Genomic DNA, 25724 nt, shown 5'->3' on the forward strand with positions numbered 1-25724 from the left:
AACCCTCTTTTCGCCCATGGGCCAACCCCTCACGGAATGCAGGGGGAAACCCCATCCCGCATCCAATGAACAAAACAACCACATCCTTTCTCCGTCAAAACGGGGAATAAACACATCCTTCCGGTGCAGACATCCATTGAAAAGTCTCCCTGCATCGCATATTTTGGCAACACGCTTGCCAATGGCGAGATTTAAAGAACGAGTCTATCCTCCTTGCCAAAGCAGAAAACCGGTTTGTAACATCCCACAAAAATCACATCTGAGGAGCATGACAACCATAAAATTCTTTTAACTCCTCCAAAGACTTAATCGGAAAGGGTCGGAAATTTCCATAAGTCTCATGTCGTTCAACTTCAATAACATACACCTTCACGTTCCCCGCCACCCCCCTGGATTATTTTGAAAATTTCCTCGGCATCAGAAGGTCTCATCCGCGGCCCAAGGAATACAGCGTTTACGTCCTTCATCTCAAAGGCCACATCCATCACGGGAAAACCAGCTTCATTATTCCCAGCCTTCACATCCAACCTAAGCCTTTTTACATCCTCCTCTGCATCCAGCACGACCCTCCATTCCCGTTCATGCCTCCAAGAAGCATGCTTAACATAATACAAATCAAGAAGGTTGTCTTGAAAGCATTCTTCCTTTTGCACATTATTCACATACCATACCCTCCTCTTGGCGATGGCCTCTTTCTTCCCCTCGCCGGGAGCAAACCTTTTTAGGACGGCATCGACATTAAACGCCAGCATGATACCTTTTGCATCGTTTGCATAATATGCCCATTGCGGCAGCATGCTCCCTGCTCCCCCTTCGGAAAAACAGCAAATACGGGCTCTGTTCAAATATTTCTTATGTTCCTCAACAACGCGGTCCAGTTCCTTCTGTTCATCTTTAACGTCAGGGTTTCTTTGCCATACGCACTGGCCTTCCATCAAATCATTGTAGGCATCCGGATGGGAAAATCTGATTCTTCTGGAATTCAGGGTAGCCTTGGCGGATTCAACGGAAAAACATTTAAGGAGGCAGCTTGGCACCCCCCGTTTTTCCCTCATTCTCTTTTCCCAAACATCCACAGCCTTTTTCATCAGCATCACACCTGTACTATTTCCTATAATGGACTCCTCGTATGAATTATACATTGATACCCTTTCCACCACCTCCCTCATCAAAGGCAGAAGTTCGTAAAAAACCACTTCTTCGGGCCATACCTTCCAGTTTTCCCCTTCACACTGCGAATCATCAAGCTCCCAGTCAGAAAACTCATCAACCTGGTTAATTCTCACTTGGGGGAATTCATCTTCCGCCAGACCTTCGAGCAAAGCTATTGCCAGCCCGTCACGCTTATAAACAATAAAAGCCATCTAGAGAGAATAATAACCGCCGCAGGCAAGCTTGACAAGTCGAAGCCCCCTTGTCCGCCCGTTCCTGCATGCCCCGTCAAACAACAGAGCCGCTTCACGTCCGCCCTGCACATCCAATTTCTTCCCGGCTGGCCTTATGCTCCACTCTCCTTCTTCCATCTCACCAGCTCACTGCTCTTCAGCTCCTTGAGCAAACTGCTGAAACTCCATTCCGTCGTCACCTTCACCTCTTCCGGAGTGTACGCCCCGTCCATTTTGTTAAGTTCCTGCACGGCTCGGAGCTTGTCGGGCATCCGGCATTTTACGCCGAACTCGCTCGTCGTCATCTCCTGGCACAGGTCGGATTCCCCGTCCACCGCATTGGGAGCCGTCGTCACCACCCGGCTCAACCATTCCATCCGGGCGCGCTTGGTCAGCACGGCGTCGCTCTGCGCCTGCTGGCGCAATTCTTCCAGGTACTCCTGCACCTTAACATTTTTTAACAGCCTGCTTGCCTGCACGTCGCAGGAGGCATCCTTCAACTTCTTGTTGGGAAAAGCCTTGCGGTAGGCTTCCCGCTGGCTCATGCCGCTGAAGCAATACCTGGCGAACGCACGCTGTTTTTCCGTTAATCCTCGCTGGGCCATGCCATTATCAAAGGAACTTGTAAAGTTGGGAAGAATCGTTCTCCTTCACGATGCGGAACCGGTTGATCTCCCCCCAGCCCAGGTGATGCACCAGCTTCTTCACCGTGCCCACCCCTTCCGGCGTAATGTAGAAATGTCGCCGGGTGGAAGGATAATCCGGCCTTGGCGGCTCTTCCCGTACAAAGGTCACGTCCCCCACCTCCGCCAGGTAATTGAGGATGCGCCCGGTGTTGGGCACGCTCAATCCGGTCATTCGGACGATAGGGCCGGAGGTAATCGCCGGGTTTTTGGCAATCGCCGTCAACACCGCCACCTGCGATGCCATCATCCGTTGCTGGGTGAAACAACAGGCCAACTGATGGATCATGCCCACCGGGTCCAGTTCTTCCATGTCTTCAGTCTGGTTCATTGTGTGTAGTCTCCTTGTCTTATTTTTTCCAGTTCTTTGTCTGTCAATGGTTTTACACCCTGCGCCAGGCGCAGGGCGGTTAATTCCTCGATAAGTTCTTCCGGTCCGCTGCGGAACCTTTCCGCCCGTTGCCTGACGGAGCGTTCCTCCTCCTTCCACCGTCGTTCCGCGGCCTGTTTCCGGGCAAATTCCTTCTCGGCGGGCGTTTTACGTCCCGTACGGCGGAACCACGCCATCGCCTTCTGCACGACCTCCTGAAAAATCGTGAAAAACAACTCACGGTCAGGTGGATAGTCAAACTTGCTGCTCCGCTCGGGTTCGTGGCTCAAATACTCCTTCAGGGCGGTCTTTTCCGTATCGCTCACGGGCCTTCTCAACCCACCAAACGCCCTCAAGGCGGCCTGCCGCTCTCTGGCGTTGAGGCCTCCCACGTCCCAGCCGGGCCGCAGGCTCTGAACCCACCGGACAAATGCGTCAAAATCCGGGGGATCTTTTCTTGCCTCCCATTCCTGAACATCCGGGGGCGGGGGGGCAATCCCTCCCGGAGCCTCCTTCTCCCTAAACGGTGGAATTCTCCCCCCACCTCCTTTATTCCTATTAAATTCTATTTCTCCCTCTGTTTGCGCTTTTCGTTGCGCTTTTAGCGCAACATTTTTCGCACAGCCGTTCCCGTTTTCCGTCACATCCGTTGCGTCCTGCGCCCCATTCCTGTTGCCGTTCTGTTGCTCTTTGTCCGCACGGGATTTTGCCATCCTCCTGGCGGACTCCGCCCTGGCCTTGGCCGTCTCTCCGTTATGGCGGGCAAAATTGAGGAATTGTAAAGCGCCATCCTCTCCCCCGAGCCATCCAACTGACATTAAAGCCTTTGCAAATCCCTTGCAGAAAGTGAGCCGGTCGATGTACGCGCAAGTAATCCCCACGCAATCGCCGCTTACAGTCTGCTGGTCCGCCCATGCCCACAGCCGGATCAACTTGCCCACCACCGTGTCCGGGTCCTTCATTTTGAGCAGGTGCGCCATCGTAACAACCTCCTGTTTATCGGGAAGAATCACCTCAATTTTGATCCACGGCACTGGCATGCTTTTTCCTCGCTTTCCATTCAGATTTCCTTCTCTTTTTCCTCACAATTCCGTGCCGGTTTTTCATGAAAAACCGTTCCGTCCCCTTCCTCGTACCAGAACACCAGTTCCAGCTCCTTCCATCGTTTCATATCCTTGACACGCTCCACTCCTCTCAAGCGCAACACCACGTCATTGATGCCCATGGCGCTGGCCGCCCCGTCCAGGTAGGCCTTGCATCGTGCCACGGCATTGTCATCGTCCGGTGGCTCGCCGTATTTGTAAAACCAGCGGATCAGGTAGCGGTTCGGGCGGAACTTGCGTCCTCCCAGGCATTGCAGGGTCAGGGCCCAGGCCAGGGTCCGGGCCGTCCGCTTCGCCTTCTGTTTTTTCCGGGCGGCCACCTGGAGTCCTTTGGCCGTCTTAGGAACGGAAGCGTTAGCGGAAAGGACTTTCGGCCCATGGGGCAGAACTACGGTCAAATACTCGTTATTCATCGTCGTCCTGCTCCGCGTGAGAGTTCATGTATTCATCCAGGGACTTCTTTGAAATTCGGATAAACGGCCTCCTGCGCGTCGTCTCGGAACCGTTTTGAAAAGGCAGTCTGCTTACCTTGATCGGCTTTCCTTCATCTTTGGCATTCTTCCGGATGCGCTCCAGGGTCTTGCGGGAAATCCCATACACTTCCTCTACATCCTTGGTTGAATACCACTCCCTGCGTTCTGTCGGCTGTAACCTTCTGCTCATCGTTTCATGCTGGTTGTCTTTTCTGGCGGGATGCGGGAATTCACGCATCCCTCGCCCCTCTTCAGAAATGATGTTTCTGGCGTATTTCAAACACGCTCCCTGAAAGATCTTCCGGATCAGGAAACGCGACATGATTCGGATGAAACGTCCGCTGAAAAAAGCGCAATCCTTGTATTTGTCAGGTGGAACAGGTGCCTGTTGCATACTTCTCGCATTATTTTTCCTTGAAGAAGAAACGGTCAATAAAAAATCCAAATTAACCATATAGACTCAAAAAAACATTGAGAAATCATTTAGAAATTACTAAATTTCTTTTCCCGTGGATTCTCCAATAACACCCAACGATCTGAAAAACCTGCTCTCCTCTCTCGCCCTTTCCAGAGGGGAACTGGCCGATCTCCTCGGCGTTTCCAAAAGCACGGTGGACGGCTGGTGCTCCAACAAGTCAATCGGGAAAAAGCGCCAGCAGCAACTCCGCGTGCTCATTCTGGAACACCGCCTCGCGGCGGCCTCCGAACCATCAGATCCATCCCTGGAATTCTTTAACGGCTTCAAGCTCGGCCCCTCCTCCTTCACGCCCCGGCAGTGGGAAACCATCCGCCTGGCGGCCAGCATCCGCGACATGACGCCGGGTTCCTTTTTGAAATGGGCCGTGTACTCAGTTTGCAATGACATATGCAGCAACCTGGAAGAAGCGGAAAAATAATGTTTTCCCCATCCCCCTTCATTCCGTAAGCACCTCCCACACTCTCCTCTTCCTGCTACCGTGTCCCCCTGATGGACAAGGTAACACTCTTTGAACAATCCCTGCATATCCTCGGGGACCGGGAATACAAGCGGGAGAGCCCCACGGGCCGCGAATGCGACCTCTGGTTCCCCATCGTCCTGGCGGAAGCCCTCAACTTCGGTTCCTGGTCTTTCGCCACCCTGCGCCGCATCCTCCCTCCCGTCTCCCCCGGCGTCTACCGCCTGCCGGAGGACTGCCTGCGCCCCCTGAAAATCAACCACTCCTCCTTTGAGCTGATCGGGCGGGACATCCTCCTCCACACGACCTACCAGCCGGAGCCGGACAACGGGCTGGAACTCACCTACATCACCAACGCCCTCGGCAAGGCTGAAATTCTGCCGGACTCCCAGCCCCTCTTCCTGCGCGGTTTGTCTCTTCTGCTGGCTGCCCGCATGGCCCCCAAAATCACCGGACAGCCCCAGCTCTCCTTCACGCTGGAGGAGGCGGCCAACTCCGCCCTGGCGGAAGCTCTCCACAAGGACGCCCTCGCCCAGCACTCCAATGACCAGCACCCCCTGGAGCGCATCCTCGGCCTCTCCATCGTCGGATAACCCTTTTCCTTCCTTTTCCCATGGGACAAATTATCGGCAACGCCCTTTCCTCCGGCAACTACAGGACTATGGCTTCCGTGGCCCGCTCCCAGGGCCGCGCCCAGCAAGCCGCCTACAATCTCAAGGCCAACAACCTGGAGGAGGAAGCCCGGGCGGACTCCCGCCTGGCTGCCCTCAACATGTCCCGCATGAGGGAAAACCAGGCTTCCAACCAGGCATCGGCCCGTGTCCGGCAAGCCTCCTCCGGCTTCGCGGCGGAAGGTTCCTCCATGCAGAACGAACTCGCCCTGGCGGATGTCTTTGAAAAATCCATTGCGGACATGGCCCTCTCCAACGCTCTCTCCGATTCCGGTAAACGCACCGCAGCCATGGCCTCCCGCCAGCAGGGACGCCTCTCCATGATGCAGGCGGACGCCCAGGCCGGGCAATACAACCGTCTGGCGAAATCCGCCCGGAACGCCGCATGGATTCAGGGGGCTTCCACCCTCCTTTCCGCCGCCGCCGGAGGCATCGCGGCCACTCCGGAAGAAACGGCAGCCCCCACCGCCACGGCGGGAACAAGCGGGAAGGCGACGGCTGGAGGCGGAGCTTCGGCAGGGGCGGCCACGGCTGGCACCACGCTCCCCTCCTGGCTCACAGGCGCCCTCTCCTCGGGCCAGTCCGCCTATGACCTTTCCGGGAACTTCCTCCAATGGTCTCCGGGCACCATCTCCTCCAGCAGGGCATCTTCCACCAACGCGGGCAGCGCCCTGAACGATCTTCTCGTGGCCCTCCTCGGCCAGTCCGCCTCTCCTTCCAGCACCACACCTCCCCGCCGCCAATGACCGACAACCGCACCACCCTGGCCTACGAGTACCTGGAGCAAATCGCCCCCGGTTCCTACGCCTCCCTCATCCGCTACACCCTGGAACACGACGGGATCATCCACGCCGCTCCGGACTGCTTCTGCCTGGCCGTTCCGGATGAGGAATCCCCCCGTACCGTCCACATCATCTTCCAGTGTTCCCGCCTCTCCGCCCTCTGGCGCCTGGCCCGCATGTACCGCCCTCAGTTCACCCACGTCCGCTTCCGCCGAGACTTCAAAAACAACTACGGGGAACACTGCTTTCCCATCGACCGCTTCCTTGCCAAATCCTCCCTCGCCCGGAGGCTTTCCTGACAGCCCCTTTCACTTTTCCCCCTCTCCCCCGCATGGACTCTCCCCTCTACCAGGGCGCGCGCGCCAGCCTTTCCCAGCCCCAACCCGTTTCCGTGCCCACCCTTGCCGGGGAGGCGTCCCGGCAGGCCATTCAGCGCGGAGCACAAGCTCTGGACGCAGCCATCGGCAAATTCGAGGCCATCCAGGACTTCGGGGAAGACCAGCGCATTGAGGGACTGATCCATCAGACAACCTCTGACTTCGATGAAGAATTCACCCGCCGCGCCTCCCTGGCGCCGGGAACGGAAGAAGCCCTGTACGATGAAAACGGCCGCCTCCACCGCGGCCACCTGGACGCCCTGGTAAAAGACTACTCCAACCAGTTGGCCGACATCCGTCCCGGCTACATCAGCCCGGACTCCCGCCTCCGGACGGAAGCCCTCCTGCAACACACCCGCCAGCAGCTCGGCATCCGCGCCTTCGGCAAGGCGGCGGAACATGAAATCCAGACCTCCCGCCAGGCCTACCAGAACAACCTCCTGACCGCCCTGGACCGCAAGGACTACGCCTCGGCCCGAGACATCACGCGCCGCGCCCGCCAGAACCAGGTCATCTCCCAGAACCAGTACGAATATGAGGATTGGAAATACAACCAGCTTGACCGCATCGAGCAGTTCAAGTCCAACCTCCAGGAAAACCCTCTCGCCACCGCCGCCCAGTACGAGGACGGCCTCTACGACGACATCGCCCCGGACACCCGCCGCAAGCTGGAACGGGAACTGCAAACCGCCCTGCGCCAGCAAGTGCGCCAAATCCCCTTCACCGAAGAGGAAAGGAAACTTCTGGAAAAAGGCGTCTCCGTCCGTCCCAAATTCGACCGCCAGCCCGGAGACACCGAGCAAATGGTCGCCTGGCGCCAGGCAAAAAACCTCGGGATGCTCCACAAGTACAAGCCGGAAATCGACGCCGCCTGGCAGGAGGATGTCTACAACGCCCCCGTCCTTAAAACCGCCGCGCAGTATAACGCATGGAAGAACAACCTCATCCATACATGGTGCGATGAAAAGACGGGCTTTGACGTCAATCTGGAGCTCCTGTCCCTGGCCGCGGAAGAGAGGATTGCCAGCATGCTCTCCCTTTCCTCCGCTCAGGACAACCTCAATGCCTCCGAATTCTTTCAGGCTGTCGATCCCAAAGACATCGCCCCCGTCTACTACCAGCGTTGGCGGGACAAGGCTGAGACCTGGTACTGGACGGACAAGGGACGCCAGGAAAAAGAAGGCTCCGCCGCCCAGGAATACCTTGCCAGGGCCGGACAAATCCGCCATGACGCCTACACGGCCTACCTTTTCTGGCGCCAGAGCCACCCGAAGAGTACCTACTATGAGCAATACCGCCAGGCATGCGCCCTGATCGCTTCCAGCGCCTCCCGCCTGGACGATGAAAACGCCGTCTCCCGGGACGATCTCATGTTCAAGTATATGGAGCACACCTACGGAGACGGAACGCGGGAAAAAGCTAACAAGGCGCTCCAACTCCAGGCGGAACGCAACAAAACCCACCGCGAAAAACGCGCTCAGTCCATCTCTACCGCCCAGCAGACAAAAACAGAGACAGTCTCTCCCACTCTCCCCGCCGTCATGGCAACGGACATACGCCCTATCCCGGAAGAGCAGCCGGGAGCCTACCTCTCCAAGGACGATTATGAAAAAGTCATCGAATACTACGGAGACAAGCCGGAACTCATTGGCGTCCTTCCCGGCACCGGCTCCCGTCGCTCCTGCTGCCGCGTACCTGTCCTGGGCTGGCACGAAGGGGAAGGGGTTCTTCTCACGCGCGGCGCGCGCCACGGCCAGCTTGGCGTCGTAGGGCGCGTTGACGGGCTTGAGGTGCGCTTCCGCCGCCCGGAAGAGAGCAAGATACTTACTGCCGAAGAACGCGGAAAGTACGTGGAAGGAAAGAAGAGGAAAAAAGAGGCTCCCTCCCTGCCGCCGCCGTTCAACGCTTCCTGCCCTTCACCGGACGACGGCCTCCTCCCCCTGGAAGGGGGAGAAGAGCCGGAAACCGCCACTCCCGCCAGTGAAGCAGGTCTTCTGCCTCCTCTCTAATGTTCGCCACCTTTCATTCATGTCCCTGAACCTCACAGAAGCCTGGAAAGACGTTCCGCCACCCTCTCCCTCCGGAACACAAGACTCCGCGGAGGCCGCCTCCGGGCCGCCCCCTGCACCGGACTCCCGCGCCTCGTTCCTCCTCTCTCCCGGAGCGGAAGCCCAGCAAACGGCCCCCCTCCTCGGAGCCTTCGGGAACGTCCAGGACGCGACGGACGCAAAAGACCGGGAAAACTCCCTCTTCTCCGCGTTTCCCCGTCAGTCGGCCACGCCTCTTTCCCCCGCGCATCCCCGTTCCCTGTTCGATTCCCTCCTGACGCGTCCTCTCCTTCCCGCGTCCGCTCCGTCCGCTTCGGCCTACAAGCCCGACCCGCAGCGGATTGAAGAACTCCACGCCCTCATCCTCCACAACAAACAGGACCCGGAGCTTGCCGCCCTGCTGGAGCGCAATCCCGCGTTCCGCGCCCAGGCCGCTCTGGATGACGGCTCCATGCCCGCACGCGCCCTGCTCGGCCAGCAGATCCTCCGGGAAATAGCGGGGGAGAAATATGCCGGGGAACCCGGGTTCTACTTCCTGGCCCTGAAAGAAAAACTTCCGGAGGCAGCCACCCGGCAGGAGGCCTATGCCGCCGTGTACGACCATTATGCCAAAGTGCTGGAAAACCAGTATCAGGAGAACAGGAAGAGGCGCGCCGCCTACCAGAACAACAGGGCGCAAGTTGAGGAAGCCGTGGCGCATGTGGTGAGTGGACTCTGGTCTCCTTCCGACCTGACCGCCCGCCTGACGCCGGAACAGCTCGGCGTCTACCAAAAGGAATTTGACACCACCGCTATCGAAAAAGCCCACGCCGCCTTCTCCTTCTTGAAACAGGCCTTCTCAGACACTCCGGACGCGGGCCTGCGCCGCATGGTCTCGGAACGCACCGCCATGAAGATCACCTCCGCCCTCTCGGATGACGACGGTTCCGGGAAGCTCATGATCAACGAGACGGCCTTCCAGCTTTTTGAGGGTTCCCTTAAAAACCTCATGGGACAAGTCAAGGAAGAAACGGGAGACAAGTACCAATTCCTCCACAATCTCAAGATTGCGCTATTCAATCCCGCGATCAAGAGGGACGCCACCCTGGGAACCGCCCTCCAGCTCTCCGGCCAGCAGGACCTCCTCGTCCCTTTTGCCAGGGAACACAATAAGCAGGTGTTCGGCCTCATGGCCCAAACCGTCCGGGACTACGAAACCTACGTCAAAAACGACAAAGAAAACGCCCGCGTGCTGGGCCTCCTCTCCACCGGGCAGGACCTGGGCAACCAGGCCAGCGACCGGGCCTCTTTCGCCGCCCGCACGGTCAACTGCCTGGGCAGCGTCACCGGGCAGACTCTCCCCTTCTTTATTCCGTATGCGGGCTGGGGAGTCGCCTTGGCCGAGGCTTTTGATGATAAGCGCAACCGCGCCTACTACGCAGGGCTGGCCCCCGGCACGGCAGAATGGTCCGCCTTCATAGACGCCGCCGCCTCCACCGCCGTGGAAAAAATCTCCTACGGGGGAATAGGGCGCCTCTCCGGCGCGGGTTGGCTCATGGGCAAGCTCCCCTTCATGAACAAAACCCGGCAGGCCCTCACGGATTCGCTCTGGAAGCACGTCCTTTTTGAGACCGGGGCCGGGATCGCGGAGGAAACCGTCGCGGAGCCCACCGCCGAGGCCATTATCCAGTGGGTTGTCCGCAACAACCTGGCCCCCCTCGTCAATCTCAATGTCGGCGGGAACTACGACTGGAACAACTACTGGCAGGAACTCCAGGGCATGCTCTCGCCCGACCAGTTTGCCGCAACCGCCCTCTTCGTCGGCGGCCTGGCCGGAATGCAGGCCCCCTCCCTCCACCGCTCCCTCATCACCTACTCCAAAAACGAGGAAATGCTCATGACCCAGGGCATCCCGAAGGAGGAAGCCCGGCGCATCGCCGCCATTGAAAACGACAAGGAGCGCATCGCCGCCGCCCGGCAGGCGCGGGGCAAAGCCTGGGAAAACCATGACCAGGCTCTCAAAAATGCCAAGGCGGGCATGGCCGCCTTCCGCCATCTGGGAGAAGTCCAGGCCACCATCGAATCCGAGGCCTATAAATACTTCCAGCAATCCATGCACCTCCCCCTCGTGGAAGAAAAGCTGGACAAGCCCGGCACCTATGCCGTTACCGTTTACGACCGCGATTCCGGTAAGAAAAAATTCACCCAGGACATGACAGGCGACCAGCTCGTCGCACTCTTCGGCCAGTACTTCAGCCGGGCGGAACAGATGGAAGTCCGGCGCACCCAATCCGAATTCGCCGCCAACGCCTTTCTTCGGGCGGCGGAAGCCACCGGTGAGATCCAGGCCCAGGACATGCTCCAGTGGGGACAGGATAACAACAAAGACGGGCGGAAGCCGGAAGCAGAAAACGCCTCCACTCCCCGGCAGCCACGAACGGAAGCCCCCGTCCAGGACACTCCCTCACCCGCACAGCAGGAAAAACCGGCCCCCGCCACTACGGACACGCAGGAGACTGCCGCCGCAGACTCCGCCCCGGCGCAAAAAACGGAAACAGAAACGGCAGCCTCCCTGACCACACTTGGCGGATTTGTACGCGCCATCGGGGCCATGTCCCAGACGGCGTTTACCCACCTCACCCGCATCGCCACTCAGGAATACAGGCGCCGCACGGACTCGGGCATGTCGGAGCAGGAGGCCGCCGCCACCCCGTTTGCGGCCCTGTCCCCCTACGTCCCGCTCAGTTCCATCATGGCCCTCGACCAGGAATTCGGACAGCGGCTCCGCATTGGGGCCAAAACCACGGGAGAGGAAAATTTTAAATATACGCGCCTCTTCAAAATGCGTACCGCTCCCGGCACCACCCCGGCGGACACCCTGTTTCTTCTGGCTCGCGGCAACATCGGCAGCCGTGAGCTGCTGGAAGACCTCTTTGAGTGGAAGCTCGGCAAGATCACGCTCAAAGACCCGGTCCGCCTTCAGGCCATCGCCTCCCTGCTGCGCGACACCCAGGCCTCCATGCGGCAGCTCGGCTTCAAGGGGCAGTTCGTGGAGCCAAAGGGGGAACTCTCGGACATGCAGATCGTCGAGGCCATGTCCAAGCTCGCCCTCTCGGACATGCTTTCCAATGCGGACTCCCTGCCGCTGCCACAGTGGCAGAAAGACCTCCTCCAGTACCACGTCAACACCCTGGGGGACGCCGCCTACCTTCTGCACATCGGCCAGGCCTACAACGCCGGGCGCAAGGCCGGGACCATCACGCAGGACATGGCCGACATCCTGCGCGACCTCGGCCATGAGGTCCATACCGTCTTTGACTCGGCCAAAATCGAACAGGCGGACATCCAGGCTGTCATGGACGCCCGCGCCATTATTGATGGACGCGACCCGTCCGGCACGCCCACCGCCTCACAAATCCGGGAACGGCAGCAAAAAGACGCAGAGGAGGAAAAGGCGCACATTACCACCGGGGACAAAGGCAAGGAGCGTTCCGTTCCCAAGGAGGTCTACCGGCATCCCGAAACAATCTCCCTGCCGGAGGCCCCCTCCTCCATGCAGGGCGTCTTCGCCAACGGCGCTTCCTGGAATCCCGACGCCGGAACCTGGCTTGGCATGGTCCCCGTGGACAAGCTGCACCTCTCCCCGGAAGTCCCACAGGTCAAAGTCAACTCCGGCAAAAAAGGCGTGGTCAATCCCCTGGTCGGAGACTACCGGGCGGACGCTCCCCCCATCTACGTCTGGAAGCGGAAAAACGGCAGGCTGGAAGTCGTCTCCGGGCGCCACCGCCTCGACCTCGCCCAGCGCACCGGCACAAAAAACATCCCCGCCTACGTGTACGAAGAAGACGCCGCCCATGACGCCAAGTGGGCGCGCCTCCTGGACTACGAGCAAAACATGCAGGATGATCAAGCCGATGAGCTGACGGCGGCCATTTACGTCAGGGAAACCAACCTCACGGACGCCGAACTCACCCGCCGCGGCCTCACCCGCTCCGGCACCAAATCCCGCCGCGGACTCCTCATCGGGCGGGAAGCCCGGGAAGACCTCTGGACGCGCTTCAAGTCCGGCGCCATCCGGGCGCAGGACGCGGAAGCCATTTGCCTGCTGACGCAGCACATCCAGGACAAGGCTCGCATCGACGCCATGCAGACGGCGGCGGCCAACGACCTCGCCAGGGGGAAATCCCTGGAATTCGTCGCTGCAAAAATCCAGCTCATGGCCCATGCCTCGGCGGACGGCCAGATGGTTCAGGGCCTCATCTCCTTCGGGGAATCCTTTGAGGCGGACATGGAAAAGGCGGCGGAATACGTCTCCCTCTGCATCACGACCATCAACGAGCACATCAACGCCATCAAAGGCGTGCGCACCATCTCCAAAAAAGGCAATGTCCTCGCCACGGAAGGCATCACCGCAGGCCTCTCCGCCGACCCTGCCGAACGTCTGAAAGAGCTGGAACTCCTCAAGGCCATGTATGAAAAAATCGGCCTGTACGAAAACCTCCGTGTCCGCGCCCTCACCTGGGACGGCCACACCCCGCCCGACCCCATAGGGGACCACCGCCTGGACATGCAGGCGGAGCGCGCCCGCGCGGAAGAGGAAGCCGCCGCCCTGGAGAATGAGGAAAACCGCAAAGCCTCGGAAGCCCTCACCCCCGAACTCACCTTCTCTCTAACCCCCTCCCGTGACCTGGAAACAACCTTCCCCTCCCTCTGGGGCCAGGCGGCCAGGGAACTCAACGCCAGGGGGCAAGTCAGCTTTTCCCTGAACGGTTCCCATGTCGCCATCCACACCCTGTCGGAAGAAAAAATGCGCCATGTCCTGGAACTCGGCGGCATGCCCAACCCCGCCATCCAGATTGCGGACCTCGACTCCGGCCCCACCTATTATGCGGAAATCGCCTGCATCCTGCACCCGGACCGCATCGACCCTGCCAAAACCCCCGGCGCACGCATCTGGCGCGGCGATGCCTGGACGCGCCAGATGCCGGAAAAAATCTCCGAAGACGGCGACCCATGGGAAGGGTACGAACACGGTCCGGAAGAAATCCCCTGGTTTTATGACGAACACGGAGACCTCCGGGAATGGAACCGGGAAAACCTGGACGCCTACATGAAAGCCAAGCACCTGGAGTCCTTCCTGCCTCATAACATGACCCCGGACGAAGTGCTCGACAACTACGGCACGGACGGCGCAGCCCTTCCCATCATCATGGCCTCCCAGGCCTACGCCGCCGAATTCCCCAGCCTGAAGGAAGCCCTGCGCACGGACAACCTCTCCCTCCAGCTTGACCGCCATGAAGCGGAAACCGCCACCCGGCAACTGGAAGACCAGTTCAAAACCCTGCTCGGCTCCTGCTACTTCGAGCCCCGCTCCCTCCAACATTTTCTGATAGGATATTGGTGGCGGGATATTTCTCATGAAAACGTCCGGAATGCCCTGATCGGCGAAGGCCTCCTCGATGACCCGGACACGGTTTACGACGAGGAGGAAAACCCGGAAGAATACAATGACCTGCAATCCTCCAACGACGACATCGCCGAAGAAGTCCGGGCCTTTCTCGACGCCTGCCGCACCTCCGCCAAAATCTACTACGAGGCCGCCCCCGGAGGCTGGCTCTTCCCCTCGGACTTCTCCGGCTTCATCCTTCCTTCCAGTTTGGGACCATCCCTCCGCTCGGAGCTGGAAAAATATAACGTCCCCATCCACACCTATGACCTGACGGAGCAAGAAGCCCTCACCTTGAGCAACCCGTGGACACTTGCCAAAGCCTCCTGGCTCCGGGAAGAGGTGGACGAGCGCCGCAACGAAGCCATCCGCAGCTTCCTGGAGGTCCATGACATCTCCTTCTCCCTCTCCGGTGCGGAAGAACGGGACGATCCCTCTGCCTTCCTGCCGCACTCCTCTCCCTCGCCGGACTTTCCCCTCGCCCTGAGCCCCGTGCGTCTCTCCTCCTCCTTCCACGCCGTTGAACAGGCTTCCCCCGTCACGCTCGCCATTCCGGCCTCCGCACGGGAAGACAAAACCCAGGGCTTCTCCAAGCTTGCCCGCCAGGCCTTCACGGCCCTGCGGGAGAAAACGCGCCAGCGCACCCTTTTTGCCAATGGCAGGGAAAAAACCGCGGAACAGCTCAAGCCCCCTCTCCTCATGCCGGATGGCCGCCGCATCTACCTGAGCAACCGGGGCTGGAAGCACATCATGGCAACCTCTCCCGAGACCCGTACCCTGGCGGCCATCGGCGCTCTGGAACCGCTCCTGGCCTCGGCCCGCTACATGTACTCCGTCCCGGAGTTCGACAACGCCTCGCCGGATCAGACAAAATCCTGGCACTACTACCTCGCCAAAATCAGGGACAGCCTCCACGGTCCCGGCTACGTCCTCTTCACATTCCGGGAAGATACGCGCGGCTGCTACCTGGAAGGAGTGGAAACAGCGGCGGCGGCAGCTCTCGACAAAACAGGGAGCGCATCCTCCCAGGTGGACTTCGGTGCAACCCGTCGGGCAACTGGGCGATCGCTCCCTGTCCGTACGCTACTCTCCCTCAAGCAATTTGTCAACTTCATTGACAAGGGCGGCGCGGAAGCCTTCCGCGCTCCCAACGGCCAGCCCTCCCGCCTCGCGCCGGACCAGTGGCATCTTGTCCGCACGGCGCCTTTCATGCGCTACTTCGGAGACTGGCTTCGTGATCCGTCCGCTTCCTCCGTCGTGCTGGATGACAACGGGGAGCCACGCGTCTGCTACCGGGGCCTCAAGCAGTCGTACAACCCCGGCGTGCGCCGAAACTACACCTGGATTTCTTCCAGCCGGGAACTGAGCGAGCAGTACGCCGCGGGCGGCACCGTGCTGGACCTCTTCGTTGCCACCCGCCGTCCGTTCCATTTTCCCGACAGCCTCACCCGCCAGAGTCCGGAATATTTCCGGGAAAACATCCGGCGGCAACTGGAGCAGGACAGGGCACTTGGCTTTTTTTCGGATGAACAACTTCAGGAGGCCTCCCGGAAGCTGGAAACCCTCCTCCAAGGTACGGAAGAAACCGAGGCTTTTAAGATTTGGGAGCGTCACCGGGAACTCAAGGACATTCTCTCCAGCCTCGGGTACGACTCCGTGATGACGGAGGAGAGCGGCGTCATGACCTACGGCCTCTTCCGCCCGGGACAAGCCAAGTCCGCCGTCGGCAACTGCGGCTCCTACGACATCACGCTGTCGGACATCACCTTCGCCCTCACTCCGCGGGAACAGCGCACCGCCGCCCAGGCCCTGGTGGAAGACACCTTCCTGCGAGCCCCGGACGGCACGCCCACCGCCTTGACGGAACGCCAGTGGCTGCAAGTCAACTCCGCCGCCTTCAAAAAATGGTTCGGCCAATCCAAGGTTGTCAACGCCCACGGAGAACCAGTCATCGTCTACCACGGCACAGCCCGCAAGGACAGGGTGGGCACCGTCTTTCGCCCGGAGCGCGCCACCTCCGGCCCCATGGCCTTCTTTACGGATTCTCCGGAAATCGCCTCCAACTATTCAAGGAATAAGACCGATACCAGCATCGACTATGAGGAGGAGGACTACCATGACTACCACCGGCAGTTCCGCGTCACCCTTCCTTCCGGGAGAGACATCCCCCTGGAACGGTACTGGAACTACCTCTCCCCGGAGGAGCGCCAGCGCATCGCCCGCACCGCGGGCCACATCCGCACCGACTGGGAGGGGGACGACTCCATCATCCTGGACCCGTCCGCCGACGAGGCCAACGGCGGCTTCCGTTTCCATCTTCAGGAGGCCCGCGGCAATGCGTTGCGCGCCCTCGTCTACCACTGGCTGGATAGTGCCACCCTCTTCGGACAGGAAGCCCGTTTCCTGGACGTACTGTCAAAACTGGATCTTCCCATCGCTCCCTGGTACCGGGACCCGGACTACACGGAACCGGGCGTCTACGCCTGTTACCTGCACATGGAACACCCCTTCCGTACGAACGGCATCACAGGAAAAATCCTCACCTCGCTTAAAGCCGCCTCCCGGAAAGCCGGGAACCCTGCGCAAAAGGGAGGCCTCCTCTCCTGGAGCAAGAACGACCTCGCCCCGGAGACATGGATCGACATCCTGGAAGAAGATGTCAAAAACGGCACGACCTACGCCTGGACCACCATCCCGGACTGGGTAACCGCCTGCCTCAAGCGCCTCGGCTATGACGGAATCATCGACCAGGGCGGCAAATTCCACTCGGACATCCACACCGTCTACATCCCCTTCAGTCCCTACCAGCTTAAATCCGCCACGGACAATAACGGCTCCTTCGACTCCGGCAACCCGGACATCACCTTCGCCCTTTCTCCGGAGGAACGATTGATCACGGAACAAGCAAAAGCGGACGGCACCTGGCTCCAGGCCCCCAACGGACAACCCTCCCTCCTGGGACCCAAACTCTGGGCCACCGTCCGCACCCGTGCCTTCCGGGACTGGTTCGGAGACTGGCTCCACGCCCCGGAGCAATCCTCCCGCGTCGTGGACGACAACGGGGAACCGCTCGTCATCTACCACGGGAGCAACTTCAAATTCACGGAGTTTGACCTCTCCCTGGCCGGAAACAACTACGACCGGCAAGACCTGGACCACGGATTCATCTTCACCACCACGGATGACGATTATGCCGACCATGCCGCCAAAATCGCACGCGAATTCGAAAACGAAAGAAGGTTTGCCCGCGGAGAAAAACTGCTTGAGGAAAAATCCCAGCGGCAATACGCCCTCTTCGCCAACCTGCGCAATCCCCTCGTCTATGACCTGGACGCCCATCCGGTGGAACTCTTCCAAGGATTCCCCCAAACGGAACCCGACGCATGGGACAGCCCCCGTTTTGCGCTTCAGGCGCAGAAAGAATTCCGGGAGGGAGACGCAGCCGGGCGGGACTACGACGGCATCATCCTGAAGGGGAGGGAAAGCTCATGGATTCTGGCGGCACAATCCAGCCAGCTTAAATCCGCCACACATAACCGCGGCACCTTTGACTCTCTTGATCCGGACATCACCTTCTCCCTGTGGGACGATGCGGAAGACTCCTATACCGTCATGGAGCGTTCCGCCTCCCCCCTGACGGCGGAGGAGCAATCCATTCTCGCCCGCGCCAGGGACGCGGGGAACGACCTCCTGGCCCCCAACGGCCAGCCCACCCGCCTGACGGAGAAGCAATGGGCGCAGGCCAGGACCAAAGCCTTCCTCGCCTGGTTCGGGGACTGGCTCCACGATCCGGCCAACGCCTCCAAAACCCTGGATGAAAACGGGGAACCCATCGTCCTGTACCATGGCGGTTCCTTCGACATCCGCCTCTCTCCCTCCGTCTTTGACGGCGTTCCCCATGTAGACGGCATCTTCTTTTCCGATTCCACCGAGCTGGCGAAAAGCTATCAAGCTTACCAGGGAGGCGGCATCACCACCGCCTGGCTCAACCTCAAAAATCCCTTCCTCGCCCAGGATGAGGCCAGCGCCCGCCTCCCATGGGTAGACAGGTACATTGACTACTGGCAGGAAGAGGAAGGCTGGACGGACCGCTACTCCGGAGAATCCATGGACAGGGAATCCGTCCGCGACATGATCCGGGAAGGCAGCCTCTACGAATACGACATGGGGCAACGCTGGAGCGACTTCCTCGGCTGGGTCCGTGAGCACCATGACGGCTACCTCGGCCATGACCCCACGGACATGGGGGCCCTCATTGCCGTCGCTTTCAAGTCAACCCAGGTCAAATCCTCGGAGTACAACTCCGGCGCGTTCAGCGCGTCCGAGCCGGACATCACCTTCTCCCTGTCCAACCTCGCCGCCATCCACAGCCTGGATGAAGAAAAATTTCTGGCGGTGGACAAACTGGGCGGCCTGCCGCTGCCTTCCATCGCCGTCACCCGTCTGGACCGGCCCTACACCTGGGGCGGGGAAGGGAACATCTACCTCGTCGGCTCCCCAGCCCTGGCGGACCCGGCCCGCGGTGTGGAAATCCATGACCGCGACGCGTGGAGCGGGTACTTCCCGGAACTCCGCTGGAGCAGGCAGGAGGAAAAGGAACGGGAGGACTTCTACAATCAGGCGCAGGAAGCCGCCCTCCGCTACTACGGAAGCACGGACATTTCCACCCTCCGCTTCCTGAAAAACGCCCTGGACGGAGACCACCGCGGCGAGCTGGAAAACAAGCTGCGCCATAACGACTTCTCGCTGGCCGTTTTCGCCGCAGAGCGCGGCTACTCCCCGCGGCCCGTCACGGCAAAAATTCCTGGCCGCCTCAACACCGGAGACAAGATCTTCTATGCGGAAATCCGCAAAATGCTCCCGTGGAAAGATGCCAACACCCTCTCTCCCGACCGGCAGGATGACTTCTGTAAGGCCATGGAAAGGGCTATCGAGCGCTACCGCAGCCAATTCTCCCAGGATTCCCGGGACGCTCAATTGACCGTCCCGCAGACCCTGACCCGAAAAAGCAACCTGCGGGCGATGGAAAAGGAACTGAGGGAAGCCCGGGGAGACGGTTTCCAGTCCATTTCCTACCTGGCCCTCCAGGATGCCCGCCAAGCCGGGAAGAAGGCCCTGGACAGCCACGCCAACTACAAACGCTTTGAAAAGTACGCGGCCCAGCACAAGAAAGCCTTCAACGCCTGGGTAGAGGACAAGCTGGCTCGCTGGCTCAATCCCGTTCCCCGCATCAGGGAGACGGGACTTCCGGCCACGCTCGAAAACATCACCCGGCACATGCTGGAGAGCAAGGGCATGGGAGCGGAACGAGGCCTCGTCTTTTCCACGGGACTTCTCCGTGCCAGGCAAGCCAGGCGTTTCAACAGCCTGGAAGAAATCAAGGCCAGCCGGAACAATCTTGTCACCACAGAAGAGGAAAAGGCCTCCCAGCAGAAAGCCCAGGACCTGATCCATCAATTCCAAATGGCCCTCAGCCGGATTGACGGGAGTTTTTCCGCTTTCGACAATGCCGTCAAAGCCCTCTCCCTGGTCAGGGGCGCCCCCACGCCCCAAAAAGTTCTTGCCGCTCTTTGCCGCCTCTACCGGGGGACATCCTTCCAGGGCCGCATCGCCAGAGACAGTCACCTCCCCGGACTGGGTTCGGCAGCCCTCTCCGCCCTTCATGCAGAACTGCGGGACTACTATGAAGCCGTCCCCCGGCGCTCCGTCCAGCTCCGGGAATTCTCCCACGCCGTTCTTCCCGCCGCCCTGCGGAAGAACAAGCAGGTCAGGGACGTTCTCAAGCGTCACCAAATCCGTCCTCTTTACCATGACGGAACCAGGGAAGGGCGTTTTCAGGCTCTTGCGTCCCTCATCGGCTCTTCCGCGTCCTTCTCCCTCGCTCCGGGGCCTTCCTGGCTCCGTTTGCCGAATTCGGACTACATGGCTTCCCTGTCGGAGGAGGAGCGGGCCATCACGGAAATGGCCCTTGCCTCCGGTACCTGGCTCAAGGCTCCCAATGGAGAACCCTCCCGCCTCACGTCCCGCCAGTGGGCGCAGGTGCGCACGGCTGCCTTCCGTGACTGGTTCGGGGACTGGCAACACGACCCCGCCCATGCCTCCCGCGTCGTGGATGAAAACGGGGAGCCACGCGTCGTCTACCACGGCACGCATCGCGCAGGCTTTACTGTTTTTGACAGCCGGAAAGGGAATCCATCCTCCGGAATCCTGGCAGGAAGTTCCTTCTTTACCGCAGATCCGGAAGTCGCCGCCTCGTACTACGGAACCCGGGAAAAGGCGGACCTTCGTTCTCCTCTTGCAAACACGGGAGCGCCCGGCATCTACTCCTGTTTCCTTAATTTTCGCTCCCCGCTAGAAGAAGATTTCGGGGGATTATGGTGGTATGAAAAAGGAGAGCCCTGGTTCGATTTGTACGATAAGCAGTCCGGCAGTTACATCTCCCCGCCGGACGGCGGGGAATACTGGACATCGGAGCAGGCGGCCATCGACTACATATCCTCCCACGGCCTCACCGACTACATGCTCATCAGGATATTCAGCAGCCGCACGATCCACACCGTTGTTGAAGAGGCGAAGCTCCTGCACAGGGATGGCGCTGTCATCCATAACGTCATCGACCCTGGAGACGACACCGGCAACAAGGTAACGGACACTTATGTCGCCCTCCATCCCTCCCAGATCAAATCCGCCACGGACAACATCGGCACGTTCGCCCCCTCCTCCCCGGACATCACCTTCTCCGTCATCGGCCCCCATGCCGCCACTTGGGAACAGTACAAAAAAAACACCTTCCGGGGCCGTGACGACGGCAAGCCCCGGGCGGAGATCGACGCCTCCCGGGCCGCCCTGAAAGACCGTGCCGCCCCATACCTGCCCACCCTGCGCCGGGAGCTCTCCGCCCTGCGCCATACCCTTTCTGCGGAAACGAAAAAGCGGATTGCCCGCTACCTCTCCCTCCACCGTCAATTCTACAGAAATAAACGGACGCTTCGTCCGGAAAACAACATCTCCAAATGGCGGGAATACCTCACCCTGGACCACGACCGGGAAAGCTGGGGGCGCCTCCTGTCCGCTGCCGTCCTGCGTACCGGCTTGTACAGTACCAGTCACCTTGCCGCCTCCGGCCTGACGGAGCAGGTCTCCTCGCTGGAACTCCTTCTGCGGGAAGACGACGGGCTGCTCCAATCCCTCGCAACCCTGGCAGCGGCCAATACCGCCCTGCCTCTGGACGCGTGGCTGGACTATCCGGAGTTGTTTGCGGCCTACCCGGCACTGCGCTCCATGCCTGTCATCCTCCAACACCTCAGCGGCTACCTCGGCATGTACTCCCCGGCGGAACGGGCCATTTACATCCACCGCAACCTGGACGCTCCACAGCAACTCCGCTCCATCCTCCTCCACGAGATCCAGCACGCCATCCAGCATATCGAAGGCTTTGCCTGGGGCGGCACGAGAGAATCCGCCAAACTCTTCTATGAATCCATGCGGGAAGCGGCTTATGAAGCCTACGATCAGGCCAGCCGGTTCATGTCCTGGCTCAATGCAAGGGACGGAATGATCTCCACTCTGGAATACATGCTCTCCCTGGCGCGCAATCCGCGCCGCGTCCTGCGGACTTCCTACCGCTATTCCTATGACGGTATCTCCCACAGGCTGACGGGGGAGGAACGCATCCTGGACATGGCCCGCTACGCCCTCAAGGACCTCTCCGGCCTGTTGGAACAATTCTATGACAGAAGCTGGAGCACGGACTCGCAATTTGAGCTCCCATGGCCCGGCAACTATGCGCTCAATACCCCTGCCGGTATCAAGGAATGCCTGGCGGCGGCCAAGGCCACTCCCAGCCGCCGCCTCGCCTACCGCCGCACTCCCAAGCCGGACATGGCCGCCCTGCACCGGGACTTTCTCAAATACGAACGCCTTTCATCCCTTTCCCCCTATGAACTCTACCGCCGCCTCGCCGGTGAAATAGAGGCCTGCGCCGTGGAACGCCGCAGCGGACTCTCCGCCGGGGAACGTGCCGAATCGCCTTTCAATGACGCTTTGGAATACCCGGGGGAGGCCCTGGTCTCCTTCTCCCCCCTGTCCGGACCTGCCGGAACCACTTTCTCTCTAACCTCGCTGGAGGAAATCGTTTCCGGCCTTGCCGCCCCGTCCATGCAGGCCACCCGCGCTTCCGAACTCGTAAAAGACTTCGGCAAGGCGGCGGAAAACTGGCGGCGGGTCATGTCCGGCAAGGAGGAAAAACCCTCCGCCCGCGTCGGGGCGGAGCTCTTCGGCATGATCAACTCCCTTCTTTCCTCGGCCCGCTACGTCCTGCCCAAAGGATACCGTTCCAATGTGGACTTGCAGATGCAATGGGCTTCCGTCTACGCGGCCATGGCGGAATCCGGGGAAATCCCCCCCAAGGGCACCCTCCGTTCGGGGGACTCCTTCTATAAAAAATTTGAGACAAGCATGATCAATGCCACCACTTCCGCCGCCACGCCGGAGGAAGTCCGGCAGATCCTGGCCTCCATCGGCAGCCAGCGCCTGGATCACGTCATGTCCAAGGTTCTGGACCGCGTGCGCACCCAGCTCGTCTATTTCGCCAAGGACGAGCTGTACCAAAAGACGATGCGGCGGGTGGAAGCCGTCTACCCCAAAAAGGAACCCGGCAAAAAATCTCCACGGGGCCGTCTGGAGGCGGCAGCCTACCGCACCCTCGCCCGCTACCGTCAGATGCTGGACGCTCAATCCCAGGCCAAGGCGGAGGCCATGACCACGCTGGAAGCCTTGTACAACCAGGAGGAAGACGAAGAAAAGCGGCAGGAGCACGAAAGGGATATTCTCGCTTGGAAGACATACGGGGATTACGCCGGGATGAGCCTCCCCCAAGCCCGGGAAGCCATGGAAAAACTCCTCGAATTCATCCTCTCCGGACGCAACTCGTGGGAAAGAAAACTGACCCGGGAAGCGGGCCGCATCAAATACGCCGCCCGTCAAATCCAGAAGAATCTGCCTGCCGTGAATTCGGGTTCCAGCCGGGCCGGAGCAAAAATCAGCCACCGTACCAAACTGCGCAAGCTGCTCTCCTCCCTCCCGTACAGCTTCATGAGCTACGCCCAGCTCATGCTGGCTCTGGAACCAGTCCTCGGCCAGCGCTTCTCCCGTGCCCGCATCAAGGAAATCACGGAAGCCAACGCCTCCCTGCTCAACGCCTCCAACGACCGCTCCGCGTGGCTGTCCGACACCATCCGCCGCATTGCCGGAGTAAAGTCTGAAAGCGCGGCGGAACAATGGCTCGTCCAATTCAACACGCCACAAGCAACGGGTATCCCCATCGCCCCGGTCCTCACCGTGAAGGTCTCCCTCTCCATTGAGGACGCGCAGGAATGGCTCTCCCTCTCCAGTCAAGAGCGGGAGGCTCGCAGACAGGCCATCCGGGAGGAAGACCGGCGCACGGAAACCCTCACGGAAAACGTCCCGGGGGAAGAAGACATCCCTCTCCTCCGCCAGGCCCTGGACGAATACGAGTCCCGCACCCCGGAGCAGCGGCAATGCCAGCACAACGTCACCTCGAAGCGGGAAGTCCCCAACACGGAAGCCGCCAGCCAGCTTATCTGCTCGCGCGACTGCGCCCTCTACGCCATCCTGCTCCACGAGCAGCCGGACTACGCCGACGTGTACGACAGCGAGGGCAACCTCATCCGCAAGGGATTCCTGCGCCGGGAGGGACTGGACGACAAAGGTATTGGAGACCTCTATGATTACGTCGGCCCGGACGGCCTGGAATACGGGTACGCCCTGCGCCGGAAACTCAATGAAACCGGCCTCACCCTCGCCCAGGTCTATGAAGAGCGCATGGGCGTTCCCTTCACGCTCAAGCCCGACTACTTCCGCGCCACTTTCGACCGGAACTCCACCAGGGAGAAGGACGCCCTCACCGAGCCCAAAACGGGCTCCATCGGCGGGGGCAAGTACGGCCTCCTCATTGACCGCGTTGTGCATTCCGAGAACCTGGACTTCTCCAAATCCGGCACCCTCGTCTTCCTGGCCGCCGCCGCGGAACAGGATAACTACATCTACACCTCCCACATTACGACCGCCTGGCGCGCCCTGCTGAAAAACAAACCGCTGGAGCAAAAGCTCAAGCAGCACCTGGGGGAAGACATGATGGGCAAGCTCTCCTCCTGGATGGACCTCATTGACGGCGCCAGCCTGGAAAACAACCGCGCCTTCCTGAACCTTTCCCGCATGCAGGGCATGCTTCAAAAAGCCTTTGCCATTTCCGTGCTGGCGGGCAACGGCTACGTCTTGCTCAAGCAGGCCACCGCCATCCTCCATGGTTTCTTCGCGGGCTGGGTGCCCTCCGCCATCCTCGAAAAAGCGGACGGAACCCGCGAACTCGCCCACAAGCACATCTCGTTTTCCTCCTTCCTCTTCCACCTCGCCGCCTCCAAGCTCGGCCTGGGGGACATCGCCATGAAGGAGGTTGCCGCCACGCCGTACTTCACCGCCCGCATGCGGGGGGAGGGAGCCATGCTCGCCCAGATCGGCAACCAGATGCCCGGCCAGCGTTACTCCCGGATGGAAAAACTTCCGGAGAAATCCATGGACCTGATCGAAGCCGTGGATGTCAAAGCCAACCTGCTTGCCATGCACGCCCTCGCCAACGCCTACTACGCCCGCTCAAGGAGCCTCAACCGGGAAAACGGCTCCCCCTTTACGGACGAAGAACTGCGCCAGGCCGCCCTGGAACAGGTCGGCATGTCATTGGAACTCGGCGCCCAGCCCCTGACCAAGACGCAAAAAAGCATGAGCCAGGCCGCGGGCGGAATTTTATCCAAGCTCGCCTTTGTGATGAAGTCCGAGCAGTTGAACAAAATTGGCCTCATGGCGGCGGAGTGGAAAACCGGCTCCGTGCGCAACCGCGTCTGCGCTGCACAGTCCTGGCTGGCCCTGGGCGTCACCTCGTCCCTGCTCGCCTGGTTCATCGCGTGGATCAAAGGCATGGAAGACGATGACGACGACAAGGCAAAGAAGTGGAAAAAGTACGGCGCCACCGCCCTCCTGGGCGACCTCACCACCATCCCCCTGGCCGGGGAGGGAGTCAACTACCTCGCCAGCCTCTTCACCGGGGAACATGTCTTTGCGGACTCCTACGCCCGCACCCTGATTGACGTTCAGGGCATCGCCCGCACCATTACCCGGGAATACGAACACGTTGCGGACAAAAAAGAAATGGACTGGGACACCCACTTCAACAACCTGACGGCCCTGGTCCGCGCCGCGGGCGTCGGCGGGGCCTTCTCCCGTTCCTCCTCCGCCATCGTCTCAAGCTACGGCGCACTTTCCCTCTCCGCCGCCACCGGCGCCAACATCTCCCGCACCGCCAAAGACCTCCTCACCCGCCTCTTCGGCACGCCGGAGGAAGACCGCAAAAAGAAGCATAAACGTAAGAAAAAGACTTCTTCTGAAAAATAATTTCCT

General features: G+C 60.2%; 12 protein-coding genes. 6 read left to right on the forward strand and 6 right to left on the reverse strand.

Annotated elements, in window-relative coordinates:
• Positions 1–353: 353 nt before the first annotated feature.
• The 6 genes from BHW66_RS12505 to BHW66_RS12530 all read right to left on the reverse strand — a co-directional run bounded on the left by BHW66_RS12505 (position 354) and on the right by BHW66_RS12530 (position 4252).
• On the reverse strand, positions 354–1364 hold the full coding sequence (locus BHW66_RS12505; protein ID WP_286689070.1) for a DUF2971 domain-containing protein: 1011 nt from the start codon (positions 1362–1364) through the stop codon (positions 354–356).
• Positions 1365–1498: 134 nt separating this feature from the next.
• On the reverse strand, positions 1499–1990 hold the full coding sequence (locus BHW66_RS12510) for a terminase small subunit (RefSeq protein WP_284709698.1): 492 nt from the start codon (positions 1988–1990) through the stop codon (positions 1499–1501).
• Between the two features lie 7 nt (positions 1991–1997).
• Positions 1998–2399 carry a helix-turn-helix domain-containing protein gene (locus BHW66_RS12515; RefSeq protein ID WP_286689071.1) on the reverse strand — a complete coding sequence of 134 codons (402 nt, stop codon included), beginning with the start codon at positions 2397–2399 and terminating at the stop codon, positions 1998–2000.
• Positions 2396–3472, reverse strand: a complete 1077-nt coding sequence (locus BHW66_RS12520; RefSeq protein ID WP_286689072.1) for a hypothetical protein — start codon at positions 3470–3472, stop codon at positions 2396–2398. The genes BHW66_RS12515 and BHW66_RS12520 overlap by 4 nt, the downstream gene beginning before the upstream one ends.
• A gap of 26 nt (positions 3473–3498) precedes the next feature.
• Positions 3499–3954, reverse strand: a complete 456-nt coding sequence (locus BHW66_RS12525; protein WP_286689073.1) for a hypothetical protein — start codon at positions 3952–3954, stop codon at positions 3499–3501.
• The gene (locus BHW66_RS12530) at positions 3947–4252 is read right to left on the reverse strand and encodes a helix-turn-helix domain-containing protein (RefSeq protein ID WP_286689074.1); all 306 of its coding nucleotides are present in this window, start codon (positions 4250–4252) and stop codon (positions 3947–3949) included. The genes BHW66_RS12525 and BHW66_RS12530 overlap by 8 nt, the downstream gene beginning before the upstream one ends.
• Before the next feature lie 271 nt (positions 4253–4523).
• Between BHW66_RS12530 and BHW66_RS12535 the strand changes: the two genes are divergently transcribed.
• From BHW66_RS12535 to BHW66_RS12560, 6 genes are all read left to right on the forward strand, one after another.
• Entirely contained in the window at positions 4524–4910 is a 387-nt protein-coding gene (locus BHW66_RS12535; protein ID WP_102727186.1) for a hypothetical protein, read from the forward strand.
• Positions 4911–4981: 71 nt separating this feature from the next.
• Positions 4982–5542, forward strand: a complete 561-nt coding sequence (locus BHW66_RS12540; RefSeq protein WP_102727185.1) for a hypothetical protein — start codon at positions 4982–4984, stop codon at positions 5540–5542.
• A gap of 20 nt (positions 5543–5562) precedes the next feature.
• A complete protein-coding gene (locus BHW66_RS12545) occupies positions 5563–6366 on the forward strand; it encodes a hypothetical protein (RefSeq protein ID WP_286689075.1) in 804 nt (267 codons plus the stop codon).
• Positions 6363–6701, forward strand: coding sequence for a hypothetical protein (locus BHW66_RS12550; protein WP_102727183.1), 339 nt, complete (start codon positions 6363–6365; stop codon positions 6699–6701). Before BHW66_RS12545 ends, BHW66_RS12550 begins: the two co-directional genes overlap by 4 nt.
• Positions 6702–6733: 32 nt before the next feature.
• Entirely contained in the window at positions 6734–8788 is a 2055-nt protein-coding gene (locus BHW66_RS12555; RefSeq protein ID WP_286689076.1) for a hypothetical protein, read from the forward strand.
• Between the two features lie 19 nt (positions 8789–8807).
• Positions 8808–25718, forward strand: a complete 16911-nt coding sequence (locus tag BHW66_RS12560; protein ID WP_286689077.1) for a hypothetical protein — start codon at positions 8808–8810, stop codon at positions 25716–25718.
• Positions 25719–25724: the final 6 nt, after the last annotated feature.

It is taken from the genome of Akkermansia sp. 54_46 (assembly GCF_001917295.1).
In the GTDB taxonomy this organism is placed as follows: domain Bacteria; phylum Verrucomicrobiota; class Verrucomicrobiia; order Verrucomicrobiales; family Akkermansiaceae; genus Akkermansia; species Akkermansia muciniphila.

What these genes read in the sequence shown, in the direction of transcription:
- BHW66_RS12505 (WP_286689070.1), bottom strand. Translation starts at nt 1,364, where the DNA reads ATGGCTTTTATTGTTTATAAGCGTGACGGGCTGGCAATAGCTTTGCTC.
- BHW66_RS12510 (WP_284709698.1), bottom strand. Translation starts at nt 1,990, where the DNA reads ATGGCCCAGCGAGGATTAACGGAAAAACAGCGTGCGTTCGCCAGGTAT.
- BHW66_RS12515 (WP_286689071.1), bottom strand. Translation starts at nt 2,399, where the DNA reads ATGAACCAGACTGAAGACATGGAAGAACTGGACCCGGTGGGCATGATC.
- BHW66_RS12525 (WP_286689073.1), bottom strand. Translation starts at nt 3,954, where the DNA reads ATGAATAACGAGTATTTGACCGTAGTTCTGCCCCATGGGCCGAAAGTC.
- BHW66_RS12530 (WP_286689074.1), bottom strand. Translation starts at nt 4,252, where the DNA reads ATGCGTGAATTCCCGCATCCCGCCAGAAAAGACAACCAGCATGAAACG.
- BHW66_RS12540 (WP_102727185.1), top strand. Translation starts at nt 4,982, where the DNA reads ATGGACAAGGTAACACTCTTTGAACAATCCCTGCATATCCTCGGGGAC.
- BHW66_RS12545 (WP_286689075.1), top strand. Translation starts at nt 5,563, where the DNA reads ATGGGACAAATTATCGGCAACGCCCTTTCCTCCGGCAACTACAGGACT.
- BHW66_RS12550 (WP_102727183.1), top strand. Translation starts at nt 6,363, where the DNA reads ATGACCGACAACCGCACCACCCTGGCCTACGAGTACCTGGAGCAAATC.
- BHW66_RS12555 (WP_286689076.1), top strand. Translation starts at nt 6,734, where the DNA reads ATGGACTCTCCCCTCTACCAGGGCGCGCGCGCCAGCCTTTCCCAGCCC.
- BHW66_RS12560 (WP_286689077.1), top strand. Translation starts at nt 8,808, where the DNA reads ATGTCCCTGAACCTCACAGAAGCCTGGAAAGACGTTCCGCCACCCTCT.